This is a genomic window from Castellaniella sp. (assembly GCF_004321985.1).
Classification (GTDB): domain Bacteria; phylum Pseudomonadota; class Gammaproteobacteria; order Burkholderiales; family Burkholderiaceae_B; genus Castellaniella.
Genome location: NZ_SCQN01000005.1, coordinates 1 through 20,053, shown reverse-complemented (window position 1 = coordinate 20,053; position 20,053 = coordinate 1). Strand labels below are relative to the sequence as shown.

The window sequence follows — 20,053 nt, the reverse complement described above, 5'->3', positions numbered from 1 at the left end:
TCATGACCATTCGCGTCGCAATCAACGGCTACGGCCGCATCGGTCGCAATGTACTGCGTGCTCACTACGAAGACGGCAAGAAGCACGACCTCCAGATCGTTGCCATCAATGACCTGGGCAACCCCGACACCAATGCCCACCTGACCCGCCACGACACGGCGCATGGTCCCTTTCCCGGGACGGTCGAAGTGGAAGGCGATTACCTGGTGGTCAACGGGGACCGTATCCGGGTGTTGGCCGAGCGTGATCCGGCCAAGCTGCCCTGGGGCAAGCTGAAGGTCGACGTGGTGCTGGAATGCACGGGTCTGTTCGCCACCAAGGAAAAGGCCTCGGCACACCTGCGCGGTGGTGCAAAGAAAGTCATCATTTCCGCGCCTGGCGGCAAGGACGTAGACGCCACGATCGTCTACGGCGTGAACCACAAGGTCCTGAAGTCTTCGGATACCGTGATATCGAACGCGTCCTGCACCACCAACTGCCTGGCACCGCTGGTTTATCCGCTGCACCACAAGCTGGGCATCGTGCATGGCCTGATGACGACGGTGCACTCGTACACCAATGACCAGGTACTCACGGACGTCTACCACAAAGACCTGCGTCGCGCCCGTTCGGCCACGCACAACATGATCCCGACCAAGACGGGCGCGGCCTCGGCGGTGGGCTTGGTATTGCCGGAACTCGATGGCAAGCTCGACGGATTCGCCATTCGCGTTCCGACGCTGAACGTCTCCATCGTAGACCTGACTTTCGTCGCCAAGCGCGACACGTCGGTCGAGGAAGTCAACGGCATCCTGGAAGAAGCCGCCAACGGTTCACTGAAGGGTATCCTGGCCTATACCACCGAGCCTCTCGTATCCAGCGATTTCAATCACAGCCCGCTCTCCAGCACGGTGGATGCTGGCCTGACGAAGGTCGAAGGTTCGCTGGTAAAGGTGGCGTCCTGGTATGACAACGAATGGGGTTTCTCCAATCGCATGCTTGACACCACGGTCGCGTTCATGGCCGCGAAGTAGCCGATTCAATGACTGTCCTGACACTGTCCGCGCTGGCAAAACAAGGCGCCCTGAAGGGCAAGCGCGTGTTCATCCGTTCGGATCTGAATGTGCCGCTGGCAGCCGGCCGCATCACCGAGGACACCCGCGTACGCGCCTCGGTGCCGGCGATCCGGTTGGCGCTGGACTCGGGTGCATCGGTGATGGTGACCTCGCACCTGGGGCGCCCCAAGGAAGGTGTGGTCGGGCCCGACGATACGCTGGCGCCGGTGGCGCGGCGCCTTGCTGAACTGCTGGGGCGGCCTGTGCGTCTGGTTGCCGACTGGGTGGGCGGGGTGGATCTGGCCCCGGGTGAAATCGTGCTGCTGGAAAACTGCCGCTGCAACCCTGGCGAAAAGAAGAACGACCCCGAGCTGGCCCGGCGCATGGCAGCGCTCTGTGACGTCTATGTGAACGATGCCTTCGGGACGGCCCACCGTGCCGAGGCCACCACTGTGGGCATGGCGCAGTTCGCGCCCGTGGCCTGTGCCGGTCCTCTGCTCGAGGCCGAGCTTCATGCGCTGGGGCGTGCGCTGCAGGCGCCGCGCCGTCCTATGGCGGCCATCGTCGGCGGATCCAAGGTCTCCACCAAGCTCTCCATCCTGCAATCACTGGCCGACAAGGTCGATCAACTGATCGTGGGCGGTGGCATTGCCAATACGTTCATGCTGGCGGCCGGCCTGCCCATCGGCAAATCCCTCGCCGAGCCGGATCAGGTCGACCAGGCACGCGCCGTGATGCGGTCCATGCAGGCGCGTGGCGTCCAGGTCCCCATCCCCGTGGATGTGGTCGTCGCGCAAACATTCGCGGCTGATGCGCCGGCGACGGTCAAGGCCGCGGCGGATGTTGGTCCCGAAGACCTGATCCTGGACATCGGTCCACAGACGGCAGAGCAACTGGCGGTGCGGTTGCGCGAAGCGGGCACCATCGTCTGGAACGGTCCGGTCGGAGTCTTTGAATTCGAGGCCTTTGCGCACGGTACTGAAGTCATTGCCCGCGCGATTGCAGATTCTGACGGGTTTTCGATTGCTGGCGGGGGTGACACGCTGGCGGCCATCGCCAAGTTCGGCATCACCGACCGGGTCGGGTACATTTCGACCGGCGGCGGCGCATTCCTGGAGTTCCTGGAAGGCAAGACGCTGCCCGCCGTGGCCGCCCTGGAGGCGCGGGCGGGCTGAACCTGCTTCGGGTGGCGGGGAGCGTGCCCGCGCGGCTGTTCCGCCCGATCAGCCCGAGACGACGCCGGGGCTTTCTTCGGTCCCGGGGTGACGCGGGACGATCCAGAACACCAGCAGCAGGGTTGCGATGGCTACGCCGGTCATGCCGACGTAGACTTGGTGCGTCGAAACGTCGAAGGCGCCCTGCAGGTATCGGTGCAGCTCAGCATCGGCCGCATGGTTTTGCAGCACGGTGACCACGTCGTTCACGTGGGGCAGCGTCTGCTGCAGGCCGTCGGGCGCCTGATGGAGCTGATCCAGCATGGCGGCGTTGAAGATGGCGCCGGCGATCGCTGCGCCCAGGCTCTGGCCCAGGTAGCGGGACCACATGTTGGCGCTGGTGACCACGCCGCGCTGGTTCCACGGCACGATGGACTGCACGCCCACCAGCAAGGGCGTGGAGAGCATCCCGAAGCCCGCTCCCAGCAGGATTTGGTCAAGCAACACCAGCCAGGTAGAGGGACCCGGAGGCAGCACGACGAAGCCCAGCGCACCGGTTGCCATCAGCACGGCGCCGAACAGCGCCGTGTCGCGGAAGCCGAATTTGAGGTACAGGTTCCCCGACCAGGTTGAGGCGGCCACCCAGCCGATGCTCAGGCTGGCCAGCACCAGCCCGGCGGAGATAGCCCCCAGGCCCAGGACCGATTGGGCGAAGACGGGCAGGTAGGTGTTGGGAGCCATCATCACCAGCCCCATCCCCAGCGTCCCAAGATTGGATCCCAGCAGTACGGGTCGGCTCCAGACCCAGCCGGGCATGATGGGTTCGGCCGCTGTCCGTTCACGGACGACCATGGCGGCGATCAGGAGTACCGCCAGACCGAAGGTGATCAGGCTGGGCAGCGAATCCCAGGCCCATGCGTTACCGCCTTGCAGCAGGCCGAACACCACCGCGGACCCCGCCAGCATCATCAGGCCAGCGCCCGTGAAATCGATGGCGTGGCGGTGTTCGGGTGCTTTTTCGTGCAGAAAACGCGCCAGCAGGATCAGCGCCACCAGGCCGATCGGCAGATTCACCAGGAAGACCCAGTGCCAGGTGGCGTATTGCGCAAAGGCACCGCCCAGCGTAGGCCCCACGATTGCGGCGATTCCCCAGACGCTGGACAGCCACCCCTGGATCCGAGCCCGCTCGCGCACCGAGTACAGGTCGCCGGCCAGCGTGTTCACAGTCGCCATGATGGTGCCGGCTCCCAGACCTTGCAGGCCGCGAAAGGCGATGAGCGCCACCATGTTCCAGGCCGTCGCGCAGGCCGCCGACCCCGCCAGGAACACCAGGGTGCCGTAGATCAGCACGGGTTTTCGGCCATACAGGTCGGCGAGCTTGCCATAGATGGGGATGGTGACAGTCTGGGCCAGCAGGTAGATGGAAAACAGCCAACTGAAGAGGTCAAATCCCCCCAGGTCCCCCACGATCTGGGGCACGGCGGTCGCTACGATGGTGATGTCCATGGCCGCCAGCGACATGGACATCATGAGGGCGGTCAGTATCCACCCGCGGTGGGCGAGGGGAGGAGAGGGTTCCGAGTCGAAGTCCGGGTGTTTGCGAACAGCCGTTTCCATGGTTTGAGGTGGGATTCCTTCGATGTGGCGTGAGCCCACGCCTGAATCGGCGCCGCTCACGCTTGTTGCACACACCATACTGCGTTGCAGTTTCCCGCGATAGGTTAGAATGCCAGTGGCGGGCCCCTTCGCATGGTTCGGCGGTGAACCTGGTCAGGTCGGGAACGAAGCAGCCATAGCCGTGCAGAACCAGTGCCGAAGTCAGGCTCGCCACTTCTTTCCCCCCCTTTGGGCGGCCATTCATGAGCTATCTCGTCCTGGCGCGCAAGTGGCGCCCCCGCTCCTTTGATACGCTGATCGGTCAGGATCACGTCGTGCGGGCATTGACCCATGCCCTGTCTTCCGGGCGACTGCACCATGCCTGGTTGTTTACCGGTACGCGTGGTGTGGGCAAGACCACCCTGTCACGCATCCTGGCCAAGTCCCTGAATTGCGCCGAAGGCGTGACGGCTACTCCGTGCGGCCATTGCCAGGCCTGCACCGAGATCGATGCGGGCCGCTATGTGGATTACATCGAGCTGGATGCCGCCTCCAACCGGGGGGTGGACGAGATGACCCAGCTCCTGGAGCAGGCGGTTTACGCGCCGTCGGTCGGCCGCTACAAGGTCTACATGATCGACGAAGTGCACATGCTCACGGGCCATGCCTTCAACGCCATGTTGAAGACGCTGGAAGAACCGCCGGAGCACGTCAAGTTCATTCTCGCGACAACGGACCCACAGAAGATCCCTGTGACCGTCCTGTCGCGCTGCCTGCAGTTCAATCTCAAGCAGATGACGGTGCCCGCGATCGTCGAGCATCTGCGGCATGTCCTGTCCGAGGAGTCCATTCCGGCGGAAACCCAGGGCCTGCGGCTGATCGCTCAGGCTGCCGCCGGATCGATGCGTGATGCGCTGTCGCTCACGGACCAGGCGATCTCCTATTCCGCCGGGGATCTGACTGCGGCGGCTGTGGGCGAAATGCTGGGCACGCTGGACCAGCATCATCTGGTACACCTGTTGCAGGCCCTGACGGCGGGAGATGCCGCGGCGGTCGTCGCGGTGGCTGATGATCTGGCGCTGCGTGGCCTGTCGTTTCAATCGGCGCTGGCCGATCTGGCTGTCATGCTGTCGCGTGTGGCCATCGCCCAGCGGCTGGGCCACGCGCAGCCCGACGATCCGCTGGCGCCCGACATCGAGGCGCTCGCCGGTGCGCTTGCTCCGGACGAAACCCAGCTTTTTTATACCGTTGCCGTCCATAGCCGCCGCGAACTCAGCCTGGCGCCCGACGAGTATGCCGGGTTCGTGATGGCTTGCCTGCGCATGCTGGCACTGCTGCCGGCGGATCGGGTGCCTCCCGTCATTGCGGAGCCGTCTCCGTCTGTGGCCGCAGAGGCGCCGGTGGCTTCGGTAGCTACCAGCGATGCGATGCCCGGGCTGGAAACCGAACCGGCGCGTGACGTCGGCGCGCCTGGCGGGCCCGACGTGAATGGTGCGCCGTCGGTATCGCTTGCGGTCCCGGACGCCGCCGAAGATGCGGGAGACTGGACGCAGGACGTGCCCGAACCCACAGAAGATTTCGACTCGTCGGTATCGCTGGCTGCGGACGATGTGGATCCGGTACTGTCGACCCTCCCACCTGTCTCGCAGCGCGCGGATATTGAAATACCGGATCCGGCGCGCATGACCGCCGCGGACTGGCCGGCCCTGGCGGCGAGCCTCCCCGTCGGCGGGGCGGCACGGGCGCTGGCCGTGAACAGTGAATGGCTGGCGGGCGACGAACGGCAGATTCGGCTTCGGGTGGCCATTCACAGCCTGGTGGAGAGCAGCAGCCAGGACCGGTTGCGGACCATGCTGTCTGAACACTTCGGACGGGTGTTGCGGCTGGATGTCGAATACGGCGATACCGGCGAAGACACCGCCTACGCCGTCGACCAGGCGGAGCGCGGCCGCCGTCAGCAGGCGGCCGAAGAGGCCGTGGCTCAGGATCCGCTGGTCCAGGCGCTGGTGCGGGAGTTTGCAGCCCGTGTCGTGCCTGGGTCCGTACAGCCGCCCGGGCACATGCTCTAGTCGGCCACGGGCCTGGTTGCTGCGGTATAGTCGCCTTTTTTCGTCGATCAATTCATCTCATCAGGATATCAACATGATGAAAGGACAAATTGCGGGCCTGATGCGTCAGGCCCAGCAGATGCAGGAAAACATGAAGAAGGCCCAGGAGTCCCTGGCGGACCTCGTGGTCGAGGGCGCTGCGGGCGGGGGGCTGGTCAAGGTCACCATGACCGGGAAATATGACGTCAAGCGTGTGGCCATCGATCCTTCGCTCTATGACGACGATCGCGACATGATCGAAGATCTGGTCGCAGCCGCCTTCAACGATGCGCAGCGCAAGGCGGAAGCCGCCGCCCAGGAAAAAATGTCGGCGGTGACTGCCGGCATGGCGCTGCCCGCCGGTATGAAGCTGCCGTTCTGATCCATATGGCAACCGGCCTGCCCGAGCCCGAGCCGCTGCTGACGCTGGTGGAAGCCTTGCGCTGTTTGCCGGGCGTCGGGGTGCGGTCCGCGCGGCGGATGGCCTATCATTTGCTGCAACGCGATCCGGAAGGCGCCCTGCGGCTGGGGGCTGCCCTCAACCAGGCTGTCACGGACCTGCGTCACTGCGAACGCTGCAATTCCTTTTCCCAGGAACCGATCTGTTCCACCTGCCGCAATCCGGACCGGGACGCATCCCTGCTGTGCGTGGTTGAAACACCGGCGGATCAGAACATGATCGAGGCCAGTCATGGCTATCGTGGTCTGTACTATGTGCTACAGGGCCGGCTTGCGCCGCTGGAGGGTGTGGGGCCGGATCAGGTGCATTTCGGCCAGCTCATGGAACGCGCCAGCGATGGCCAGGTGCGCGAGGTCATCCTGGCCACCAATTTCACCGCCGAAGGCGAGACCACGGCGTATTATCTGGCGGATATGCTGCGGGCCCGTGGCCTCAACGTGACGCGGCTCGCCCGTGGGGTGCCTAGCGGCAGCGAGCTGGAATATGTGGATGCGGGCACCATCGCCTGGGCCCTGATGGAGCGGCGGTCCACCTAGCGTTATTATGCAGCGTTCGACCAACGAATTCTGCGGAGACAGCACCATGTCCATTTCCCGTCGTGAACTCCTGAAAACTGCCGGTGCTGCCGGTTTGACTGGGGTGCTCCCCATGGTGGCACGCGCCCAGGCCGTCAAGCCGGAAAAACCGTCGTTGACGATCGCCGTGGGCGGGCAGGCGCTGATCTACTATCTGCCGCTGTCCGTGGCGCACCTGAAGGGTTACTTCAAGGAAGAAGGCCTGAACGTCACGATCGCTGACTTTGCGGGTGGCTCCAAGGCCTTGCAGGCCGTCGTGGGCGGCAGCGCCGACGTGGTGTCCGGCGCCTTCGAGCACACGATCAATCTGCAGGCCAAGGGCCAGTTTTATCGTTGTTTCGCCCTGCAGGGGCGGGCGCCCATGATCGTGCTGGGCGTTTCCAAGAAGACCATGCCCAAATACCAGTCGCCGGCCGACCTGAAGGGCAAGAAGATCGGCGTTACGGCGCCGGGTTCTTCGACCAACATGATGGTCAGCTTCTTCCTGGCCCAGCACGGCCTCAAGCCAAATGACGCGTCGTATGTGGGCGTGGGAGCGGGAGCGGGGGCCGTCACCGCCATCCGCTCGGGACAGGTCGATGCCATGTCCAATCTGGACCCCGTGATCAGTACGTTGGTGAAGGACGATGTGCTTCATATCGTTGCCGATACGCGTACGCTCAAGGATTCCCGCGCCATTTTTGGTGGCAACATGCCGGCCGGCTGCCTGTATACCTCGCAGTCCTTCATCGATGCCAACCCGGTGACGACGCAGGCGCTGGCCAATGCAATCGTGCGGGCCGACAAATGGATCCAGGCCGTGACTCCGGACGAGATTGCCAAGCTGGTCCCCGAGTCGTACCTGTTGGGCGACCCGGAACTCTACAAGCTCGCTCTGAAGGGCAACCACGAGGCCTTGTCGCCCGACGGCATGGTGCCCGAAGACGGTCCGCAGACTGCGCTGAATGCCTTGGCGGGATACGTGCCGCATTTCGATCGGACCAGGATCGACATTTCGCGGATCTGGACCAACCAGTTCGCCATCAAGGCCGGCCAGAAATATCCCCATGCCTGATGCAGCTCTGCTGCTGGACCGTGTGACCTGCGCCTTTGCCTCACCTGATGGTGGGGCGTACACGGCCATGCGGGATGCCACCGTCTCGGTGTCGGCTGGCGAGTTCGTGTCGGTGGTGGGCCCCACCGGGTGCGGCAAATCCACACTCCTCAATATGGCTGCGGGCCTGCTCCGGCCGACGTCGGGGTCTGTGCGGGTCTTCGGCCAACCGCTGCACGGCATCAATGCCCGCGCCGGCTACATGTTCCAGGGTGAGGCCCTGATGCCCTGGCGCAATGCCCTGGCCAATATCACGGCTGGTCTGGAGTTTGCTGGTGTGCCGGCAGCCGACGCCGCCGATCGCGGGCGCGAGTGGCTGCGTCGGGTGGGCCTGGGCGGGTTCGAGAACCGCTACCCGCATCAGATGTCGGGCGGCATGCGCAAGCGCGCGATGCTGGCGCAGACGCTCATCCGGGATCCGGACATCATCCTGATGGACGAACCGTTTTCGGCTCTGGACGTCCAGACGCGGCAACTGATGGAGAACGAAGTCCTGGACCTCTGGATGGCGCGCCGCAAGGCGGTGCTGTTCATCACGCACGACCTGGACGAAGCCATTGCCATGAGTGATCGCGTCGTGGTGTTGTCGGCTGGGCCTGATACACACCCCATCGGGGAATTCCGCATCGACATTCCACGCCCGCGTGACGTGGCGGAGATCCGCACACAACCCCGCTTCGTCGAACTGCATCAGGCCATCTGGGATGTGTTGCGCGACGAAGTTCTCAAAGGCTATGAGCGACAGCTGGGGGCCTCGTCATGACGGGCGGTCTCTCCAAGCCGGTGCTGCGTCTGCTGCAGGTCACGTTGCTCGTCGCCATCCTGGTAGTGTGGTGGTGGGCGTCGCTGAACCGCAATATTGCGTTCTTCTTTGGTCAGCCGATCGAGGTGGCCAAAGTCATCTGGGCGTGGTTCGTGACGGATGGCGGCGTCTACCGCCATCTCTGGATCACCCTGTCGGAAACTGTCCTGGCCTTCGTGATCGGGACCGTGGGCGGGCTGGCCTTCGGTCTGTGGTTGGGGTTGTCGCGCAGCGCCAGCGCGTTGCTGGAACCTTACGTCACGGCGGCGAATTCCATGCCGCGCGTGATCCTGGCACCCATTTTTGGCATGTGGTTCGGACTGGGCATCTGGTCCAAGGTCGCGCTGGCCGTCACCCTGGTGTTCTTCATTGTGTTCTTCAATGTCTACAGAGGGGTACGCGAAGTCAGCCCCACGCTCCTGGACAATGCGCGGATGCTGGGTGCCACCCAGCGTCAGTTGCTGCGCCACGTCTATATTCCGTCCGCCACGAGCTGGGTGTTCTCCAGCCTGCATACTTCAGTGGGCCTGGCCTTCGTGGGCGCGGTCGTGGGAGAGTATCTGGGGTCGGCGGCCGGCGTGGGGTATCTGATCCTGCAGGCCGAAGGCACGCTGGACGTGAACACGGTCTTTGCCGGGATTGTCGTGCTGACGATCTTTGCGCTGCTGCTGGATGGTCTGGTGTCTCTGGCCGAGCGCCGGCTGCTGGTCTGGCAGCCAGGTCCAGGATTGGCCGACAAGACCTGATCGGGAGTCAGTCGACCTGTGCCATCAGCACATCCAGCTTGTGCGCGTCGGCCGTGAAGATCCGGATGCCTTCAGCCAGCTTTTCCGTGGCCATGGCATCCAGGTTCAATTGTGTGCGGAAGGTGACCTCGTTGCTGGCCACCCATTCGGGGGCATGTTCCTTTGCGGCAGCCACTGTCAGGGCCGCGGGCAGCGGCTCGCTGGAGGACGCCAGTTCACCCAGCAGCGCAGGGCTGATGGTCAGCAGATCACAGCCAGCCAGCGCGCGGATCTGACCGATGTTGCGAAAGCTCGCACCCATGATCTGAGTCGGGATGTCATACGCCTTGAAGTACTGGTAGATGAGGCTGACGGACTGTACACCCGGGTCGGCCGAGCCGGCGTGCGCCGCCTCGTTCCAGTCGGCGCCGGCGGCCTTTTTGTGCCAGTCGTAGATGCGGCCCACGAAGGGTGAGACCAGGCGCACGCGTGCCTGGGCACAGGCGATGGCCTGTGTGAGCGAAAACAGCAGCGTCATGTTGCACTGGATGCCTTCGGTCTGCAGTGCGCGGGCGGCCTGGATGCCCTCCCAGGTCGAGGCGAGCTTGATCAGGACGCGCTCCCGGTCGACGCCCCGGGCTTCATAGAGAGCGATGATCTGGCGTGCCCGTTCGATGCTGGCCTGGACGTCGAACGACAGGCGTGCATCGACTTCCGTCGAAACACGGCCTGGCACGATGTCCAGAATCCGGCAGCCGAAGGCAACCAGCAGCTGGTCCACCTGCTCCGTCAGTGCGGCCGACGAGTGGTCCCGTCGGATCTGCTTCAGCAATGGGCGGTAGGCGTCCTGCTGCACGGCCTTCAGGATCAGCGACGGGTTGGTCGTCGCGTCCGTCGGCCGGTAAGTCTGCATGGATTCGAAGTCGCCCGTATCGGCCACTACGGTGGTCAGACTCTTGAGGGCGTCCAGTTGAGTGCTCATGGCGTCGGGCAGGGCAGAAGGTTTCAGAGGTCCTACTGTAGACCATTTCGCCACGGTGTTTCGCCAGGTGCGGGTCCTCTGGTGCGAACCAGGATCAGTGATCGCGATTCGACGTGCGCCTGGCGGCTGCGGTGACAGGTCTTCGTGCCGGTGCGCCGCCCCGGGCCAAGGCCTCGTGGGCTGTATAATGGGAAGGTTTAATTGTTGAATTTATAACCGGGGTCTACTTTGCTGCCGTCCATCTTTCCAGTGGGTCCTTATGGCCACGTCCCAGCAATTCTCGCCTTGGCTGACGGTACGGTATTCAGGGGGATTTCCATTGGTGCAGAGGGCACCAGCGTCGCCGAGATCGTGTTCAACACGGCGATGACCGGATATCAGGAGATCCTGACCGATCCCAGCTATAACGGCCAGATCGTCACGCTGACCTATCCACATATCGGCAATACCGGCATCAACGCCGAAGACGTCGAATCGAGCCGCATCCAGGTCGCAGGACTGGTCGTTCGCGACTGTCCCGCCCTGGTATCGAACTTCCGCTCCAGCCAGTCGCTGCCCGACTACCTGAAATCCCAGGGCATTGTGGCGATCACCGATGTCGATACCCGCAAGCTGACTCGGATCTTGCGCGAGCGCGGGGCCCAGGGCGCCTGCATCCTGGTGGGTGGAGACACTGCGCGCGCGGTCGAATTCGCGCGCGGCTACAGCGGGATGGACGGCCAGGACCTGGCCCAGAAGGTTTCCACCAACAAGGCCGAATCCTGGACCCAGGGGACTTGGCAGCTCGGCAGCGGTTTCCGTCGTCCGGACCAGTCACGATTCCACGTAGTGGCCTACGATTATGGGATCAAGTTCAACATTCTGCGCCTGCTGGCGGATCGCGGCTGCCACGTCACGCTGGTTCCGGCCACGATGCCGGTGGCCGATATTCTGGCCAAGAACCCGGATGGCGTCTTCCTGTCGAATGGCCCCGGCGACCCGGCGGCCTGCGACTACGCCATCGATACCTGCCGCGCGGTGCTGGATCGCGGCATCCCGCTGTTCGGCATCTGCCTGGGCCAGCAGATCCTGGGCCTGACGCTTGGCGGACGCACGGTCAAGATGAAGGCCGGGCACCATGGCGCCAACCACCCGGTCCAGGACGTCACGACGGGGCGCGTGTTCATCACCAGTCAGAATCACGGCTTCACGGTGGATGCGGACAGCCTGCCCGCCAATGCGAAGGTGACGCATCGGTCCCTGTTCGACGGTACGCTCCAGGGCTTTGAGCTCACCGATCGACCGGTGTTCTGCTTCCAGGGCCACCCTGAGGCCAGCCCGGGGCCGCATGACATCCTGGTGCTCTTCGACAAATTCATCGACCTGATGACGCAATATCAGGCGCGGCCGTCCAAATAAAAAACACAGCTTCCTCATGCCCAAGCGTTCAGACATCAAAAGCATTCTCATCATTGGCGCAGGCCCGATCGTCATCGGTCAGGCTTGCGAATTCGATTATTCCGGCGCCCAGGCCTGCAAAGCCCTGAAGAGCGACGGCTTCCGCGTCATTCTGGTCAACAGCAACCCGGCCACCATCATGACGGACCCGGAAACGGCGGACGTCACCTATATCGAACCCATTACATGGCAGGCCCTCGAAAAGATCATTGAAATCGAGCGGCCCGACGCCGTGCTCCCCACCATGGGCGGGCAGACGGCACTGAATACGGCCCTGGACCTGGATCGTCACGGGGTGCTGGAAAAATACAATGTCGAACTGATCGGCGCCAATGCCAAGGCCATCGAAAAGGCCGAGGATCGCCTGCAGTTCAAGGATGCCATGACGTCCATCGGGCTCGAGTCGGCCAAATCCGGTATCGCCCATACGCTGGATGAGGCCTGGGCGATGCAGAAGGAAATCGCCGCCTATAACGGAGGCTCGGGTTTCCCTGTCGTCATCCGCCCCAGCTTCACGCTGGGCGGCACCGGCGGCGGCATTGCCTACAACCCCGAGGAGTTCGAATTCATCTGCAAGCGTGGCCTGGACCTCTCGCCCACCCACGAATTGCTGATCGAAGAATCCATGCTGGGCTGGAAAGAGTTCGAAATGGAGGTCGTGCGCGATCGTGCAGACAACTGCATCATCGTGTGCGCCATCGAGAACCTGGACCCCATGGGCGTTCATACGGGCGATTCGATCACGGTGGCGCCGGCGCAGACGCTGACCGACAAGGAATACCAGATCATGCGCGACGCCTCGCTGGCGATTCTGCGCGAAGTCGGGGTGGAAACGGGTGGGTCGAACGTGCAGTTCGCCGTCAATCCCAAGAACGGCCGCATGATCGTGATCGAGATGAATCCTCGTGTCTCGCGTTCGTCGGCGCTCGCATCCAAGGCGACCGGATTTCCGATCGCCAAGGTAGCGGCCCGTCTGGCAGTGGGCTACACGCTGGACGAACTGCGCAACGAAATCACTGGCGGTGCTACGCCGGCCTCGTTCGAACCGACGCTGGATTACGTGATCGTCAAGGTGCCGCGTTTTACGTTCGAGAAATTCCCGCAGGCTGATGCCCGCCTGACGACGCAAATGAAGTCCGTGGGCGAGGTCATGGCGATTGGCCGCTGCTTCCAGGAAGCCTTCCAGAAGGCCCTGCGCGGCCTGGAAGTGGGGGTGGATGGCCTGAACCAGAAGACGACCGATCGTGAACGCCTGCAGATCGAGTTGGGCGAGCCGGGTCCGGAGCGCATCTGGTATGTAGGTGATGCGTTTGCCCAGGGATTCAGTCTCGAAGAGGTCCACAATCTCACCAGCATCGATCCCTGGTTCTTGGCGCAGATCAAAGAAATCGTCGATATTGAACTCGGCCTGGAGCAGCGTACGCTGACTGAGCTCGACGAAGAGACCATGCGCGGCCTGAAGCGGCGTGGGTTTTCGGATCGCCGTCTGGCGTTTCTGCTCGACACGACGGAAGCCGAGGTGCGCAAGCTACGTCACCAGATGAACGTGCGCCCCGTCTACAAGCGGGTCGATACCTGCGCGGCCGAGTTCGCCACCACGACGGCGTACATGTATTCGACCTACGAGGACGAAGACGAATCCAATCCCAGCGATCGCAAGAAGATCATCGTGCTGGGTGGTGGCCCCAACCGCATCGGCCAGGGCATCGAATTCGACTACTGCTGCGTGCACGCGGCCTTCGCGCTGCGGGACGACGGGTTCGAGACCATCATGGTCAACTGCAACCCCGAAACCGTGTCCACCGACTACGATACCTCTGATCGTCTGTATTTCGAGCCGCTGACGCTCGAAGACGTGCTGGAGATCGTCCACAAGGAAAACCCGGTCGGCGTGATCGTCCAGTTCGGCGGCCAGACCCCACTGAAGCTTGCGCGGGCGCTGGAAGCCAACGGCGTGCCCATCATCGGCACCAGCCCGGATTCCATCGATGTGGCCGAGGACCGTGAACGGTTCCAGAAGCTGCTCAACAAGCTTGGCCTGCGCCAGCCGTCGAACCGCACGGCGCGCACTGAAAGCGAAGCCCTGGCGCTGGCAAGCGAGATCGGCTACCCGCTGGTTGTGCGCCCCAGCTATGTGCTCGGTGGCCGCGCCATGGAAATCGTGCACGAGCCGCAGGATCTGGAGCGCTACATGCGCGAGGCGGTAAAGGTCAGCAACGACTCGCCGGTGCTGCTGGATCGTTTTCTGAACCATGCCACCGAGATCGACGTGGACTGTCTGGCCGACAGCGACCAGGTGCTGATCGGCGGTGTGATGGAGCACATCGAACAGGCGGGCGTGCATTCTGGCGATTCGGCCTGCAGCCTGCCGCCGTATTCGCTGTCGCCGGTGGTGGTGGACGAGATCAAGCGCCAGACCACGCTCATGGCCAGGGCGCTGAATGTCAAGGGCCTGATGAACGTGCAGTTCGCGGTCCAGGACGGCGACGTGTACGTACTGGAAGTCAATCCGCGTGCTTCGCGTACCGTACCTTATGTGTCCAAGGCAACCGGCAAGCAGCTTGCCAAGATCGCGGCGCGCATCATGGCGGGTGAATCGCTGGCGACCCAGGGGGTGACGTCCATTCCCAGTCCGGCCCATTATTGTGTCAAGGAAGCCGTTTTCCCGTTCGTGAAGTTCCCGGGCGTGGATACCATCCTGGGACCCGAGATGAAGTCCACCGGCGAGGTCATGGGGGTGGGCGAATCCTTTGGCGAGGCGTTCGTCAAATCCCAGATCGCGGCTGGGGTGAGCCTACCCGAGTCGGGCCAGGTTTTCATCAGCGTGCGCGATCAGGACAAGCCGCGCGCGGTCGAAGTTGCGCGCGGCCTGATCGGCATGGGCTTCAGGCTGGTGGCCACGCGCGGGACGGCGGCTGTCATCGAAGCGGCCGGCTTGTCGGTTGCCGTGGTGAACAAGGTCACCGAGGGTCGTCCGAACATCGTGGACATGATCAAGAACGGCGAGATCGCGCTGGTCATCAACACGGTCGAGGAACGACGCAACGCCATCGCCGATTCGCGTGCCATCCGCACGCAGTCACTGGCCAATCGGGTGGCCTTCTACACCACGATTGCCGGTGCCAGCGCGGCGGTCGAGGGCATGCAGTATTTGCGTCATGGTAGCGGCCTCACGGTCTACTCACTGCAGGCCATGCACGCTGCCACGCAGGCGGCCTGAGCCATCATGGCGGACGCGGCCACCCCGTCCGCTGGATCTCACGGCTCCATGTCAGGGCCGTTTCGGAATCCTGCTTCTCCAGCCAGGGGGGGCAGGATTTTCATTACCGGCGCCACTAGCGGCATCGGTGAGGCCTTCGCGCGGTACTACGCCGCTCGGGGTGCAACGCTAGGGTTGGCGGGGCGCCGCGCCGAGATCCTCCAGTCGCTGTGCGCTCGGCTCCCCGGAGCCGGACACCGATCCTACGTCCTGGACGTCCGGGACGCGGATGCCTTGCGGGCAGCCGCCCAGGACTTCCTGCGGGAGGGGCCGGTCGACATCGTCATCGCCAGTGCCGGCATCAGCGTCGGTACGCTGACCACCGAGCCCGATGACCATGCCGCCTTCCAGGCCGTGTTCGATACCAATGTGGTCGGTACCGCAGCCACCTTCGCCCCCTTTCTGGCGGCCATGCAGGCTCGCGGGCACGGGGTGCTGGTCGGTATCGCCAGCGTCGCGGGCGTACGTGGGTTGCCTGGTGCGGGTGCCTATTGCGCCTCCAAGGCCGCCGTACGCCTGTATTGTGAAAGCCTGCGGGTGGAACTGCGGGGCACCGGGGTTCGGGTCGTCACGTTGGCGCCTGGTTTCATCGCGACACCCATGACCGCTGACAATCCCTACCGTATGCCGTTTCTCATGCCCGTGGATCGCTTCGTCGAGCGCGCTGCGCGTGCGATCGCCGCCGGCGACCGCTACCGCGTGATCCCCTGGCCCATGGCCTGGGTGGCGGGGTTGCTGCAGTGCGTGCCGCGCCCCCTGTTCGACGCCGTGGCGGCACGGCGCAAGCGCAAGCCCCGTCAATTCTCGCCGTAAACTGTCGCGAAACTTTTCAACACCATTTCTCAAACCCTTTCTGAACGGCCTTGAGCCGCCCCCCGATGAACTCATCCTACTTCCCTCGCTGGCGGCTGGTCTCCGGCACGACAGAAGATGCTGTCGTGCAACCTGATGAAACCATGCCATGGCCGCAAACCGTGGCCATGGGCGCGCAGCACGTGGTCGCAATGTTCGGTTCCACCATCCTCGCCCCGTTGATCATGGGGTTCGATCCCAATATGGCCATCCTGATGTCCGGGGTCGGCACGCTAATCTTTTTCCTGTTCGTTGGCGGCCGGGTGCCCAGCTACCTGGGTTCGAGCTTCGCCTTCATTGGTGGTGTGGTGGCCGTCAGTGGCTATTCCGGCACGGGTCCGAACCTGAACATCGGCGTCGCGCTCGGCGCCATCATCATCTGCGGGCTCATCTACACCGGCATCGGGGTGCTGACCGCGCTGGTGAACGCCTGGCAAGGTGATGCTGCGGACTGGATCGACCGCTGGATGCCGCCCGTGGTGACTGGCGCCGTCGTTGCCGTCATCGGCCTGAATCTCGCTCCTCTGGCCGCCAAGGGTGCCATGGGCGGGTCCCTGTTCGAATCCGGCATGGCCTTGCTCACCATTCTGTCGGTTGGCGTGGTGGCCGTGTACACCCGCGGACTGGTTCAGCGGCTGCTCATCCTGGTCGGGCTCTTTGCCGCTTGCGTCATTTATGCAGTTCTGGCCAATGGGCTTGGGCTGGGCAAGCCCATCGACTTCTCCGCCATTGCCGCTGCATCCTGGCTGGGCTTGCCCAACATCACCCATCCAGTGTTCGAGTCGCACGCCATCAGCATCATTGCGCCGGTGGCCATCATCCTGGTGGCGGAAAACCTGGGCCACATCAAAGCGGTCAGCGCCATGACCGGCCAGAACCTGGATCGCTACCTCGGCCGCGCCTTCATGGGCGATGGCATTGCCACCATGATTTCCGGATCCTTTGGGGGCACGGGGGTGACCACCTATGCCGAAAATATCGGCGTGATGACCGCTACCCGGATCTATTCGACGCTGGTGTTCGTGGTGGCAGCGCTGGTGGCCCTGATCCTGGGTTTTTCCCCCAAATTCGGTGCGGTCATTCACGCCATCCCGGGCCCTGTGCTGGGCGGCATGTCGGTCGTCGTCTTCGGACTGATTGCGATTGCCGGTGCCCGCATCTGGGTAGTCAACCAGGTGGACTTCAGCGACAACCGCAACCTCATCGTCGCCGCCGTCACGCTGGTCCTGGGGGCCGGCAACTTCTCCCTGGCTCTGGGCGATCTGCGGCTGGATGGCATCGGTACCGCCACGTTCGGGGCGATTCTGCTGCATGCGTTGTTGCGGGGTCGGAAGAATAAGGCTGTTGCCGCGCGGCCCTGAGCGACTTACCGCCGGGAATCCTCTCAGGCTTGCTTTTCCTGGGGGGATCGCCCACAATAGCCTCAGCGACCCCGGTGATTGCCGGGGTTTTTTACGGGCGGGCCAGCAGGCCCCCCGGCACCGCGTGAGGTGCTGACTTCGTGCGTGCAGGCTGGCGATTGAAGCTGGCCTCGTGTCGGGCAGCCCGAGCTTGGGCGGCGCTCATCGCCGCGATCTTTCTTTTTCTGTGTTCGTCAGGCGCCCTGCGCATGGGGCGTCTTTTACTTTTGGGTTGGATTTATGTCTGCGATCCCTTTGACAGCTCGCGGGGCAGAGCGTTTACAAGCTGAGTTGCAACGTCTCAAGACGGTGGAACGCCCCCAGGTCATCAATGCCATCGCCGAGGCGCGTTCGCACGGTGACCTCTCCGAAAACGCGGAATACGATGCGGCGCGTGAGCGCCAGGGCTTCGTCGAGGGCCGCATCCAGGAACTCGAGGGCTCTCTGTCCAACGCCCAGATCATCGATCCGGCGGATCTGGACCTGGAAGGTCAGGCCGTGTTCGGGGCCACCGTCGAGATCGAAGATCTGGAATCCGGAGAACGCCTGGCCTATCAGATCGTCGGCGATTTGGAAGCGGACATTCGGGCCAACATGATTTCCATATCCAGTCCCATGGCGCGGGCGCTCATCGGGCGCAGCGAAGGTGACGTGGTCGAAGTCCGCGCACCCGCTGGCGTGCGGGAATACGAGGTGCGTTCCGTCAGCTACGAGTAGTGCGGCCTCGCCGCGCACCAGCCCGCAGCGTCAACGCGCTGCCGTTGCCGCTACGCCTGGGGATGCCGTGGGCGATTGCGGGGCGAGCTGCGTGGTTGGACGCACGGGCCGCTGTGTCGGCCGAACGGGGTTTCTGGCCTGGCCGGCCGTCTACCGGGCGGCGCCCGGGTTTCGCCGGTTCGATCTTGGGCCCGCGAGCGGCCGTGCGGCGCGCAGCGGGCTTGGCGTCGTGACCGTGTGCGGCCTGCTTCTTCGGCACATACGGTTCGGACTTGCGATGTGTGGCGCGTGTGGTGGGCAGTGCATCCGCTGCTTGCGCCGCCGCATCGGGACGGTAGATAATCAGCATCTTGCCGATATGGTGCACCGCAGCACAAGAAAGCGTGTCGCAGATGTGTGCCAGTATGGTCTCGCGGGCATCGCGTTCCGCGCCCGCTACATGGACCTTGATCAGCCCATGGGCGTTCAGGTTGCGGTCGATTTCTTCCAGCACTGGCGCGGTGAGGCCCCGGTCTCCGATCAGGACGACGGGGTGCAGGGAATGGGCTGCTGCGCGCAGTTCGCGGCGCTGTCCAGGGGTAAGTTCGAGTTTCGGCATACTGGAATTGTACGGGAATGGCCAAGAAAAAATTCTCTAAAGCCTGGGTGCAGCGGCACATTCAGGATCCTTACGTCAAAATGGCGCAACAGAAGGGCTACAGGGCCCGTGCGGCCTTCAAGCTGACCGAAATTCTGGAAACTGAGCGCTTGCTGCGGCACGGCGATGTGGTGGTGGACCTTGGGTCCACGCCTGGCAGCTGGTCCCAAGTCGTGCGCGAGCGGCTGCTGGGTGCCGGAGGTGTGATCGATGGCCGGGTGCTGGCGCTGGACATGCTGCCAATGGAACCGGTCGCCGGTGTGGAATTCATCCTGGGAGATTTCCGGGATGATGCCGTGCTGCGCCAGTTGCATGATCTGCTGCAGGACCAGGACGTGGACCTTGTGATTTCGGACATGGCCCCCAACTTGTCCGGTGTGGCCTCGGCGGATTCGGCGCGTATTGCGCATGTCTGCGAATTGGCGATGGATTTCGCCTGTGGGCATCTGAAACCCGAGGGAGCTCTGATCGTGAAGGCGTTTCACGGCAGTGGTTTTTCGCAGATCGTTCAGACTTTCAAGCAGCATTTCGTGCGGGTGGTGGAGCGCAAACCCAAGGCCTCGCGAGACGAATCCGCAGAGACCTATCTGGTGGCAAGAGGACTGAAATCGCCGCGTGGGCGCCCCGCCGGCTCGTCGGGTCTTCCTGCGGAAGCGGCGACGATTCGGGTAGAATGAAGGATTGACGGATGTGTCAGCTTGATGTAATTACGCATGTCGGGCTGGCCGGCAGTACACACCCAGGAGATTGGCGTTGAACAACTCGTTTTCCAAGATCGCGGTCTGGCTGGTGATCGCGCTCGTGCTTTTCACGGTGTTCAAACAGTTCGATGGACGCCCCGTGACGAGTGGTGATGCAGTCACGTATACGCAGTTCATGGAAGATGCGAAGGCCGGTCGCATCAACAAGGTCGACATTCAGGGTGACACTCTCTACGTGACACCAGAATCCGGCCGTTCCTACAGCCTGACCTCACCAGGCGACCTGTGGATGGTCCCTGAACTGGTAAAGGACGGCGTCCAGGTCTCCGGGAAGGCGCGTGAAGAACCTTCTTTCCTCACCAGCCTGTTCATTTCCTGGTTCCCGATGCTGTTGCTGATCGGGGTATGGGTCTTTTTCATGCGTCAGATGCAGGGCGGCGGCAAGGGCGGGGCGTTCAGCTTCGGCAAGTCGCGTGCCCGCATGATGGACGAAAACAACAACAACATCACCTTCGCTGATGTGGCGGGTTGCGACGAAGCTA

General features: G+C 63.4%; 18 protein-coding genes and 1 other RNA gene. 16 read left to right on the top strand and 3 right to left on the bottom strand.

Annotated elements, in window-relative coordinates; translation table 11 throughout:
• Window positions 1-2: 2 nt before the first annotated feature.
• Complete coding sequence (gap, locus tag EPN31_RS00385; protein ID WP_291768041.1) at window positions 3-1,013, top strand: type I glyceraldehyde-3-phosphate dehydrogenase; 1,011 nt, start codon at window positions 3-5, stop codon at window positions 1,011-1,013.
• Between the two features lie 8 nt (window positions 1,014-1,021).
• On the top strand, window positions 1,022-2,209 hold the full coding sequence (locus tag EPN31_RS00380) for a phosphoglycerate kinase (RefSeq protein ID WP_291768040.1): 1,188 nt from the start codon (window positions 1,022-1,024) through the stop codon (window positions 2,207-2,209).
• 48 nt (window positions 2,210-2,257) lie between these two features.
• Here the strand turns inward: EPN31_RS00380 and EPN31_RS00375 are convergent, their stop codons facing one another.
• Window positions 2,258-3,805, bottom strand: coding sequence for an MDR family MFS transporter (locus tag EPN31_RS00375; protein ID WP_291768039.1), 1,548 nt, complete (start codon window positions 3,803-3,805; stop codon window positions 2,258-2,260).
• 117 nt (window positions 3,806-3,922) lie between these two features.
• Between EPN31_RS00375 and ffs the strand changes: the two genes are divergently transcribed.
• The 7 genes from ffs to EPN31_RS00340 all read left to right on the top strand — a co-directional run bounded on the left by ffs (window position 3,923) and on the right by EPN31_RS00340 (window position 9,547).
• An RNA gene (gene ffs / locus EPN31_RS00370) (signal recognition particle sRNA small type) lies at window positions 3,923-4,020 on the top strand.
• Window positions 4,021-4,047: 27 nt separating this feature from the next.
• Complete coding sequence (dnaX, locus tag EPN31_RS00365) at window positions 4,048-5,853, top strand: DNA polymerase III subunit gamma/tau (protein ID WP_291768038.1); 1,806 nt, start codon at window positions 4,048-4,050, stop codon at window positions 5,851-5,853.
• Between the two features lie 73 nt (window positions 5,854-5,926).
• Window positions 5,927-6,253 (top strand): YbaB/EbfC family nucleoid-associated protein, encoded by a 327-nt coding sequence (locus tag EPN31_RS00360; protein WP_291768037.1) that lies wholly within the window; start codon window positions 5,927-5,929, stop codon window positions 6,251-6,253.
• Window positions 6,254-6,258: 5 nt separating this feature from the next.
• Complete coding sequence (recR, locus tag EPN31_RS00355; RefSeq protein ID WP_291768036.1) at window positions 6,259-6,867, top strand: recombination mediator RecR; 609 nt, start codon at window positions 6,259-6,261, stop codon at window positions 6,865-6,867.
• A gap of 46 nt (window positions 6,868-6,913) precedes the next feature.
• On the top strand, window positions 6,914-7,960 hold the full coding sequence (locus EPN31_RS00350) for an ABC transporter substrate-binding protein (RefSeq protein ID WP_291768035.1): 1,047 nt from the start codon (window positions 6,914-6,916) through the stop codon (window positions 7,958-7,960).
• Window positions 7,953-8,762: an ABC transporter ATP-binding protein gene (locus EPN31_RS00345; protein WP_291768034.1), complete on the top strand. Its 810-nt coding sequence runs from the start codon at window positions 7,953-7,955 to the stop codon at window positions 8,760-8,762. Before EPN31_RS00350 ends, EPN31_RS00345 begins: the two co-directional genes overlap by 8 nt.
• Window positions 8,759-9,547: an ABC transporter permease gene (locus EPN31_RS00340; protein WP_291768033.1), complete on the top strand. Its 789-nt coding sequence runs from the start codon at window positions 8,759-8,761 to the stop codon at window positions 9,545-9,547. Before EPN31_RS00345 ends, EPN31_RS00340 begins: the two co-directional genes overlap by 4 nt.
• Window positions 9,548-9,554: 7 nt before the next feature.
• Here EPN31_RS00340 and tal read toward each other — a convergent pair whose 3' ends face one another.
• Complete coding sequence (tal, locus tag EPN31_RS00335; protein ID WP_291768032.1) at window positions 9,555-10,508, bottom strand: transaldolase; 954 nt, start codon at window positions 10,506-10,508, stop codon at window positions 9,555-9,557.
• Between the two features lie 231 nt (window positions 10,509-10,739).
• Between tal and carA the strand changes: the two genes are divergently transcribed.
• From carA to greA, 5 genes are all read left to right on the top strand, one after another.
• Window positions 10,740-11,906 (top strand): glutamine-hydrolyzing carbamoyl-phosphate synthase small subunit, encoded by a 1,167-nt coding sequence (gene carA, locus EPN31_RS00330; protein ID WP_367188283.1) that lies wholly within the window; start codon window positions 10,740-10,742, stop codon window positions 11,904-11,906.
• A 16-nt stretch (window positions 11,907-11,922) separates the two neighbouring features.
• Complete coding sequence (gene carB / locus EPN31_RS00325; protein ID WP_291768030.1) at window positions 11,923-15,165, top strand: carbamoyl-phosphate synthase large subunit; 3,243 nt, start codon at window positions 11,923-11,925, stop codon at window positions 15,163-15,165.
• A gap of 48 nt (window positions 15,166-15,213) precedes the next feature.
• The gene (locus tag EPN31_RS00320) at window positions 15,214-16,017 is read left to right on the top strand and encodes an SDR family oxidoreductase (RefSeq protein ID WP_291768029.1); all 804 of its coding nucleotides are present in this window, start codon (window positions 15,214-15,216) and stop codon (window positions 16,015-16,017) included.
• Window positions 16,018-16,082: 65 nt separating this feature from the next.
• Window positions 16,083-17,417 (top strand): solute carrier family 23 protein, encoded by a 1,335-nt coding sequence (locus tag EPN31_RS00315; RefSeq protein WP_291768028.1) that lies wholly within the window; start codon window positions 16,083-16,085, stop codon window positions 17,415-17,417.
• Window positions 17,418-17,696: 279 nt separating this feature from the next.
• Window positions 17,697-18,173, top strand: coding sequence for a transcription elongation factor GreA (gene greA, locus EPN31_RS00310; protein ID WP_291768027.1), 477 nt, complete (start codon window positions 17,697-17,699; stop codon window positions 18,171-18,173).
• Here the strand turns inward: greA and EPN31_RS00305 are convergent.
• Complete coding sequence (locus EPN31_RS00305; protein ID WP_291768026.1) at window positions 18,160-18,771, bottom strand: YhbY family RNA-binding protein; 612 nt, start codon at window positions 18,769-18,771, stop codon at window positions 18,160-18,162. The genes greA and EPN31_RS00305 overlap by 14 nt on opposite strands.
• A 17-nt stretch (window positions 18,772-18,788) precedes the next feature.
• Here EPN31_RS00305 and EPN31_RS00300 point away from each other — a divergent pair, with 17 nt between their 5' ends.
• Window positions 18,789-19,487, top strand: a complete 699-nt coding sequence (locus tag EPN31_RS00300) for an RlmE family RNA methyltransferase (protein WP_291768025.1) — start codon at window positions 18,789-18,791, stop codon at window positions 19,485-19,487.
• Between the two features lie 76 nt (window positions 19,488-19,563).
• The coding region (locus EPN31_RS00295; protein WP_291768024.1) for an ATP-dependent metallopeptidase FtsH/Yme1/Tma family protein at window positions 19,564-20,053 on the top strand (490 nt) is incomplete at its 3' end.